Raw genomic sequence first — 8,008 nt, 5'->3', positions numbered from 1 at the left:
GCTCTTTCAGATCCATGTCAGCAGCGAGCCGGCGATGGTGCCCATCGCCGGCTCGCTGCTGACATGGATCTGAAAGAGCAGGCCGAACTGCGTGCCCTTCAGGCCCGATGGCGCCAGCGCGTCATCATAGAAGCGGCCGAGGCTGCGCGCGGCACGCCGCAGCGTGGCGTTGTTGCAGCGGCTGAATCCTGGCTTTTGAGCTTCGGTCATGTTCGCTCCTTGGCGGCGAAAAGCTGCGCCGGCCTGCCGCAAAAATAGTTTTTGCCGCCGCCGTTGACAAGATAGTGGCATATACCTATTTCGGCAAAAGTGGCATATGCCACTAATTGAAATTGGACGTGCCGGCGGGGACGCGATCGTCGTCGCCGAACCAAAGCGAAGCGAACAAAGGAACAGGACAATGAGCACGAAGGACAACAAGGGCACGGCCGTGATCACCGGCGCCTCGTCGGGCATCGGCGCGGTCTATGCCGACCGGCTGGCCGGGCAGGGCTACGATCTGGTGCTGGTGGCGCGGCGCGCCGACCGGCTGCAGGAGGTGGCGGACAGGCTGGCCTATGCCTATGGCCGCAAGGTCACGACGATCGTCGCCGATCTCGCCGACGATGCCGACCTGCGCCGGGTCGAGCAGGCGATCGCGACGGACGAGAGCGTGACGCTGCTGATCAACAATGCCGGCATGGGCGGCATCGAGACGGTCGCCGACGCCGATGCCGACGCGGCCGAGAGCATGATCAAGGTCAACGTCATTGCCTTGACGCGTTTGACCCGCGCGGCGCTGCCGGGGCTGCTGGCGCGCAATCGCGGCGCCATCGTCAACATCGCCTCGGTGGTCGCCTACGGCATCGCGGTCGGTGGCATCTACAGCGGCACCAAGGCCTATGTCGTCAACTTCACCGAAGCGCTGCAGAAGGAGGTCGCCGGAACCGCGGTGAGGGCGCAGGTCGTGCTGCCCGGACCGATCCGCACCGAGTTCTGGGACGTCTCCGGCATTAGCCTCGACAGGATCAACCAGGACTGGGTGATGAGCGCCGACGACCTGGTCGACGCCGCCCTTGCCGGCCTTGCCCAGGGCGAGACCGTCACCGCGCCCGGACTTGCGGATCCGGCCGGTCTGGACACCTATCTCGGCGCGCGGGACCAGTTCTACGGCAGCCTGTTTGCCGGCAAGCCGGCGACGCGCTACGCGGTCTAAGTCCCAGTCGTCTGGCGGCCAGCCTGAGTGTTGTTTTACCCAATTCCGGACGGAAACCGCTGCGCACGTTTCCTGGAATTGCTTAGACTGGCCGCCACATCTGCAGGATCGAGGCGGCCAGCAGCAGGCCAAGCACGATGTTGAGGGCGCGCCACTGCCGCTCGGTCTTGAGCAGCCGGGCAAGCAGCGTGCCGGCCACGCACCACAGCGACAGCGAGAACGCCGCGGCAAGGCCGAACACCGCGCCGAGCAGCAGGGCGAGCCGCAAGGGTCCGTCGGCAAGCGCTGCGAAGGATGCCGCGGCGCCCAGCCCCATCGCCCAGCCCTTGGGGTTCATCCACTGAATGCCGGCGCCGCCGAAAAAGCTGTTCGGCCTGGCCATGGACACGTCGAGATTGGGCGGGCCGCTGCGGCCGATCTTGACTGCCAGCCAGATCAGATAGAGCGAGCCCGCGATCTTCATCGCCAGCTGCAAGGACGGCACGGCGGCGAGCAGCCCGGCAAGCCCGGCGGCACCGGCCGCCGCCACCGTGGCCAGGCCGGCGGCGCTGCCGGCCATCAGCGGCACGGAGCGGCGAAAGCCAAACTGCGCGCCGGAGGCCGTCGACAGCGTCGTGGCGATGCCGGGCGTCGAGGTGGAGATGAGCGCGAACAGCACGAGGGGAAGGAGGGTTTCGGGCATGCAGGCTCCTTGCGCGGGAACTTGCATGCTAAAGCGCGCTTGGCATCAGTAAATGCAATGTTTGATATGATTTGCATTAGAATCTATAATACCAAAATGATCCGCAATCTCGACACCGCGTTGATCCGAACCTTCGTCACCGTCGCCGACAGGGCCAGCATGACGGCGGCGGCCAATGCGCTCAATCTGACCCAAGGTGCCGTCAGCCAGCAAATCAAGCGGCTGGAGGACGTTCTCGGCTGCAGCCTGTTCGAGCGTGACCGGCGCGGCTTGCGGCTGACCCGCGCCGGCGAGCACCTGTTCGGCAAGGGCAAGCGCCTGCTCTCGCTCAACGACGAGATCTGGGCCGAGATGGCCGGCAGCGCAGTCGCGGGCAGGGTACGACTCGGCGTGCCTTACGACCTTGTCGGCACGTTGCTTGCGCCGGTGCTGAAAGCCTACGCCGAAGCCCATCCGCAGGTCGAGATTTCGCTGGTCTGCGCATCCTCGCCGGAGCTTGCGGCGGCGCTTGCGGCCGGAACGATCGATCTCGCCATCATCGAGGAACGAGCCGGCCCCACCGCCGGCGAATGCCTGCTCGTCGACCGGCTGGTCTGGGTCGGAGCGAGAGGCGGCTCGGCACGCCTGAAGCGCCCGCTGCCGGTGTCGATGGTGGCCGACACCTGCGCGTTTCGTCCGTCAGTGCTCGCTGCCCTCGGCGCGCATGGGCTCGACTGGCGCACTGTGTTCGAGAACGGCAACATCGATGCCACGACCGCTACGGTCCGTTCCGACCTTGCCGTCACCACCTGGCTGGCATCGACCGTGCCCGCCGATCTCGACATCCTGTCCCTCGACACGAATCTGCCGGCCTTGCCGAATTTTTCGATCAACCTGTTTCTGCCGAAGCATGCCGTCGGACCGGCGGCACAAGCCTTCGCGACGCACATCCGCCAGGGTCTTGCCCGCTATCGTCAGGCGGCTTGAACGTCGCCGTCGCCGGGGCAGGCAGAGATCGCGAAGCGGCCGGGACTTTGTCAGCCCGTCCCGCCGCGGTGGCGACCGCCAATTGAGCGGCGAAGGCGCGCTTGAAGGCCGGCCGCGCCTCGGCGCGCCCAACATAAACGGACAGATTCGGGTATTCGTCCAGCAATGCCGATCTGTTCAACCGGCGCAGCACTCCGACCATGATCAGGTCGCCGGCGCTGAATGCACCGTCGAGCCAGTCGGCATCGCCAAGACAACGGGAGAGATCGGCCAGCCACTTGCGGATGCGATCGTCGACCAGGGGCAGGCGCTGCTCATGCCACGCGGCATCGCGCTCCAGAATGACGGCAGTTGCGCGCTCCATTATGGGCGGCTCCATCGTGTTGAGCGCCGCGAACATCCAGGTGATCGCGCGTGCCCGGGCATTTGCGTCCTCGGGCAGCAGGCCTGCATGGCGCTCCGCGATGTGGAAAACGATCGATCCAGATTCGAACAGCACGAGATCGCCCTCCTCATAGGTCGGAATCTGCCCGAACGGGTGACGCGCAAGATGCGCCGGTTCTTTCATCCCGTTGAACGAAACGAGACGGACCTCATAAGGTTGACCTACCTCCTCAAGTGCCCAGCGCACACGCATGTCGCGCGCCTGTCCCCTGCCGCCGTCGGGCGAGCGTTCAAAGGCGGTGATGGTTGGGGTCATTGGCAGGCTCCTGGTGATTGCCCGAGGCAAGGCTGCGTCTGGTCGTTGGTTGCGAATTTCTCAGACGATGAGGCGGCCGGAGAGTGGCCCGCGAGGTGATGCCACTCTCCGTTCGCTTGGCTACTTCCAGTTCCTGCGCCGTTCGATCTCCGCCTCGGAAGGCTCCTGCTGAGCAAAGGAGCCAGTGCGGACCTCGCCGCCGCGCTCATAGGTCGCCATGATGACGCCGGTGGTGGTGGCCTGTGACTTGACGAGCTTGAGGCGGCCGGCATCGCATTGTCACCGAACAGCCGCTTGCCCTTGCCCAGCAGCAGCGGGAAGGTCATCAGCTTGATCTCATCGATCAGCCCGTTGGCGAGCAGCGTCTGGATCAGGTTGCCCGATCCCTGGATGAGCAGGTCGGGTCCGTCTTCCTGCTTGAGCTGCCCGAGCCTTGCGACGACATCGGACCCAAGCGGCTCGGTGTTTTCCCAGGTCAGCGAATCCGGGCGGTGCGTCGCCACATATTTGGTCGCAGGGTTGAAGGCATCTGCGATCTGATCCTTCTGGTACGGCCAATAGGCGGCGAAGATGTCGTAGGTTCGGCGGCCGAGCAGCAGGGCGAAGGGTTTGGAAAACAGGTCCTCCATGGCCACGCCGGCCACCTCGTCGAAATAGTGGAACGTCCAGCCGCCGAACTTGAAGCCGCCAACCGGATCCTCTTCCGGACCGCCGGGCGCCTGCATGACGCCGTCGAGGCTGACGAATGTGGCAGCGATGATCTTCCTCATTGGAACTCTCCCTTTTCGTGATCCGCGCCGTCGGGGCCGGATTTTGGCCAAGAGCGGCTCGGCGTTTCATGGAATCGCTGATCCGCTCTAAGTATTTGTTTTGACGCATTCCGACCGGAAAACCGCTGCGCACTTTTCCTGGAATTGCTCTAAGGACGCCTGGACGGGCGTCGGCCCGACAGCGGCCGCAAAAGATTCTGCCGCTCAGCGCGCTCGTCCCCGCTGCCGTCGACGCCTCGCGACGAAAACCAGACGTCGCCGATGATGGCAGTGGCGGTGCGGTCCGGCGCCTTGTCGCTGATCAGCCAGATCGAGCGGCTGCGCGCCGCCTTTTCGCGATCGGGGATTTTCGCTGAGAGGTCCGTGGTCGATGCGCCGACGCAAGGGATGAACCACGAGCCCATGAACGGGCGGCAGGCAAAGCCGGATTCCGTGCTGGTCACCAGCACGGCCAGCGCGACGCGTTCGGCAGGGCGCCATGGGAAGACCATGCGGCCGCCCGGCTTCAGCGCCTTCAGCCAGGCGGCCGGAGGCGCTGCCACGCCGGCATTGACATAGACGATGTCGGACGGCGGCAGCGGGCTCGCGACGGCATTGCCGTGGATGACGGTCACGTTGCCAAAGGCGGCGAGGTTCTCCTCGGCCCGGGCGGCAAGTGCTGCGTCAAGCTCGAAGGCGATGACCGCGCCGGGCGCGACCAGCTTCGCCAGCAGCGCGGTGTAATAGCCGGTGCCGGCGCCGATATGGGTGACGACCTCCCCTGGCTTGGGCGCGACCTTGCCGATCCACATGGCGTGCAGGATGGGCTCGCCATTGTTGATGCCCTTGTCGGCATCGAGCGCCACCAGCACGTTCTGGTAGATGTGGGAGGGATCTGCGGTCGGCGTCTCGACCCTGCCGTCACCGGCGACGACGGTCCACGGCCCTGGCCCGAGAAAGGCCTCGCGCGGCACCGTGGCGAAGGCCTCCTCGAGGCGCGGATCGGCCGAGCCGGCATGGGCGGCCATCAGTCGGGCGTAGAATTGGCGGGCCTCGGCGGTTCCGGTCATGGTGGCTTGAGAAGATAGCGCGGCCCGCGGATTTGTCGCGGTGGCGCGGGTCCCCGGGCGTGCCGCGCCTGGAGGAATTCAGGCGGCACGCCTCAAGTCGCTTGCTTTCATGCATGTCGTCGTCCCAAACCGCAGCGCACTCTTGGGCGACGTGCATTGTTCTCAGCCGAAGCCGGCGATGGTGTCGTAGAGCAGCTTGAAATTGAGCACCAGGATGACGGCAGCGACGACCCAGGCGAGCATGGCGACCGCGCGCGGGATGGCGAAATTGCCCATCTTGTTCTTGTCGGAGACGAACTGCACCAGCGGAATGACCGCGAAGGGCAACTGCATCGACAGGATCACCTGGCTGAACACCAGCAGCTGGCCGGTGCCCCTCTCGCCGTAGAGCGCGGTGACTATCACCACCGGAACGATGGCAATGCCGCGCGTCAAGAGGCGGCGGGCCCATTGCGGGATGCGCAGGCGCAGGAAGCCTTCCATGACGATCTGGCCGGCAAGCGTCGCCGTGACCGTTGAGTTGAGGCCGGAGGCGAGCAACGCCACGGCGAAAAGGATCGAGGCGATGCCGAGGCCGAGCAGCGGCGACAAGAGCTCGGAGGCCTGGCCGATCTCGGCGACGTCCTGATGGCCGGTGCCATGGAAGGCCACCGCCGAAACGATCAGGATGGAGGCGTTGACGAACAGCGCCAGGACCAGTGCGATGGTCGAGTCGGTGGTCGCCCACTTGATCGCATCGCGCTTGCCCCGGTCGGTGCGTTCATAGGCGCGGGTCTGCACGATCGAGGAGTGCAGGTAGAGATTGTGCGGCATGACGGTGGCGCCGATGATGCCGATGGCAATGTAGAGCATCGCCGGATTGGTGACGATCTCGGGCGACGGCACGAACATCGAATGCAGGATCGAGCCGACCGGCGGCGCGGCGGCGAAGATCTGGATGGCGAAACAGCCGAAGATGATGATCAGAAGTGCGATGACGAAGGCTTCGAGATAGCGGAAGCCCTTGTTCATCAGGAGCAGTACCAGGAAGGCATCGAGCGCGGTAAGCATGGCGCCGCCGATCAGCGGGATGCCGAACAGCAGCTGCAGCGCGATCGCCGTGCCGATGACCTCGGCGAGATCGCAGGCGATGATGGCCAACTCGCAGGCGATCCACAGCAGGAAGTTGACGGAGCGCGGATAGTAGGCGCGGCAGGCCTGGGCGAGGTCGCGGCCGGTGGCGATACCGAGCCGGGCGGCAAGCGCCTGCAGCAGGATCGCCATCAGGTTCGACAGCATGATTATGAACAGCAGCGTGTAGCCGAACTGGGCGCCGCCGGCGAGGTCGGTTGCCCAGTTGCCCGGGTCCATATAGCCGACGGAAACCATGTAGCCCGGGCCCATGAAGGCGAACAGGCGGCGGAACCAGATGCCGGTCTGCGGCACGGTGATGGAGGCGTTGACCTCACGCAGGCTGGGCTGTTCGTCCTCGTCAGGCCGGGCAAAACGCCACGCGGATCTGGATACGGCTTCTGCGTCGGACATCAGGGATTTCCGCTGGAAAGGGTCGAGGTTGGCCCTTATCTATGCCACGGCTCAACATTATGCAATAGGCTATATTTCATTGTTTATGCTTTTGCGACGACGCCAACGGGCGGAGCGACCAGGCTCCTGACCCCGTTGCGCCTGCCGCGGAATGCAAATAAACGGCCAGACCAGCCGGGCTCCGTGCTATGACTACGGGCCCGATTCAACGTTGTTTAGAGGAGCGCGCATTGGCGCTGAGGAACAGACCGGTTCGACGCGAAGAGCCGCTTCCGGACGCCGATGTCCATTCGGAGGGCTTCCGGCAGACGCGCGAAGCGCGCCGCAGCGCGCTCGTCGAGGACTATGTCGAGCTGATCGCCGACCTCATCGAGGATGGCAACGAGGCGCGGCAGGTCGACATCGCGGCCAGGCTCGGCGTCGCCCAGCCGACGGTGGCGAAGATGCTGACCAGGCTCTGCGCCGACGGACTGGTTTCCCGGAAACCCTATCGCGGCGTGTTCCTGACGGAGGCCGGCCGCAAGGTCGCGGAGGAAAGCCGCATCCGCCACCAGACCGTGGAAGCCTTCCTGCGCTCGCTCGGCGTCAGCGCCGAGACGGCGCGCATCGACGCCGAGGGCATCGAGCACCATGTCAGCGCCGAGACGCTCGAAGCCTTCCGCAAGGCGATGATCGCGCCGCGCTGAGCCTCGTCAGCCGCCGTGCTTGGCGGGCGAAACCCCGGAACCCCGATACGTCCAGAACGTTGCTCTTCGGCGCGATAGCCGCGCCAGGGAGGAAGAGATGGGCGTTGAACAGGCACCGACCGCAAAGGGCAAGCAGGCCGCAAAGGGACTGAGACAGGCGGCGGCGAAAGACGAGCGCAAGACCGAAGCCGAGACCGGCCGTCCGCTGAAAAAGGGCGCGGCGCGTTTCGAGGAGCGCTCGAAAAGTTCCGACGGCAAGAGCGCCGGCAGCAAGCAGAAGCCTTGAAGATTCCAGCCGGCGCGTTCATTCCTCGGTGTCCTGCACCCAGCTGCGTGGATGGCCGTCGACGCGGAACTGGAAGATGAAATAGGGCGGGATGCAGGTGCCCTTGCCGGGCTTGGCCTCGGCCAGGTCTTCATAGCCGGCGGTGCAGAT

7 protein-coding genes and 3 pseudogenes are annotated in these 8,008 nt (G+C 65.3%); 4 read left to right on the top strand and 6 right to left on the bottom strand.

The genetic code is table 11. The annotated features are described in order from the left end of the window. Positions 1-66: 66 nt before the first annotated feature. Positions 67-210, bottom strand: a pseudogene (locus tag EN738_RS26430) (MarR family transcriptional regulator); the annotation flags it as partial. Positions 211-400: 190 nt separating this feature from the next. Here EN738_RS26430 and EN738_RS26425 point away from each other — a divergent pair. After that, the gene (locus tag EN738_RS26425; RefSeq protein WP_127286267.1) at positions 401-1,195 is read left to right on the top strand and encodes an SDR family oxidoreductase; all 795 of its coding nucleotides are present in this window, start codon (positions 401-403) and stop codon (positions 1,193-1,195) included. An 82-nt stretch (positions 1,196-1,277) separates the two neighbouring features. Here the strand turns inward: EN738_RS26425 and EN738_RS26420 are convergent, their stop codons facing one another. Then, positions 1,278-1,877 carry a LysE family translocator gene (locus tag EN738_RS26420; protein WP_127286266.1) on the bottom strand — a complete coding sequence of 200 codons (600 nt, stop codon included), beginning with the start codon at positions 1,875-1,877 and terminating at the stop codon, positions 1,278-1,280. A 96-nt stretch (positions 1,878-1,973) separates the two neighbouring features. On the opposite strand from EN738_RS26420, the gene EN738_RS26415 reads away from it, so the two are divergent. Next, a complete protein-coding gene (locus EN738_RS26415; RefSeq protein ID WP_127286265.1) occupies positions 1,974-2,843 on the top strand; it encodes a LysR family transcriptional regulator in 870 nt (289 codons plus the stop codon). A gap of 61 nt (positions 2,844-2,904) precedes the next feature. Here EN738_RS26415 and EN738_RS26410 read toward each other — a convergent pair. The 4 genes and pseudogenes from EN738_RS26410 to EN738_RS26395 form a co-directional block, all read right to left on the bottom strand. Then, positions 2,905-3,543, bottom strand: a pseudogene (locus EN738_RS26410) (glutathione S-transferase family protein); the annotation flags it as partial. Positions 3,544-3,663: 120 nt separating this feature from the next. Further along, positions 3,664-4,313, bottom strand: a pseudogene (locus EN738_RS26405) (dihydrofolate reductase family protein). 149 nt (positions 4,314-4,462) lie between these two features. Continuing rightward, positions 4,463-5,362, bottom strand: coding sequence for a protein-L-isoaspartate O-methyltransferase (locus EN738_RS26400; protein ID WP_127286263.1), 900 nt, complete (start codon positions 5,360-5,362; stop codon positions 4,463-4,465). A 162-nt stretch (positions 5,363-5,524) separates the two neighbouring features. Further along, entirely contained in the window at positions 5,525-6,886 is a 1,362-nt protein-coding gene (locus EN738_RS26395) for an Nramp family divalent metal transporter (RefSeq protein ID WP_127286262.1), read from the bottom strand. A 230-nt stretch (positions 6,887-7,116) separates the two neighbouring features. On the opposite strand from EN738_RS26395, the gene mntR reads away from it, so the two are divergent. Continuing rightward, positions 7,117-7,572, top strand: a complete 456-nt coding sequence (gene mntR, locus EN738_RS26390; protein ID WP_189340346.1) for a manganese-binding transcriptional regulator MntR — start codon at positions 7,117-7,119, stop codon at positions 7,570-7,572. Between the two features lie 97 nt (positions 7,573-7,669). Further along, on the top strand, positions 7,670-7,858 hold the full coding sequence (locus tag EN738_RS26385) for a hypothetical protein (protein WP_127286260.1): 189 nt from the start codon (positions 7,670-7,672) through the stop codon (positions 7,856-7,858). Positions 7,859-8,008 lie beyond the last annotated feature (150 nt).

The sequence above is a fragment of the Mesorhizobium sp. M4B.F.Ca.ET.017.02.2.1 genome (genome assembly GCF_003998955.1).
In the GTDB taxonomy this organism is placed as follows: domain Bacteria; phylum Pseudomonadota; class Alphaproteobacteria; order Rhizobiales; family Rhizobiaceae; genus Mesorhizobium; species Mesorhizobium abyssinicae.
Note: the sequence above shows the minus strand (reverse complement) of the source record. Positions and strands in the feature narration are given on the sequence as shown.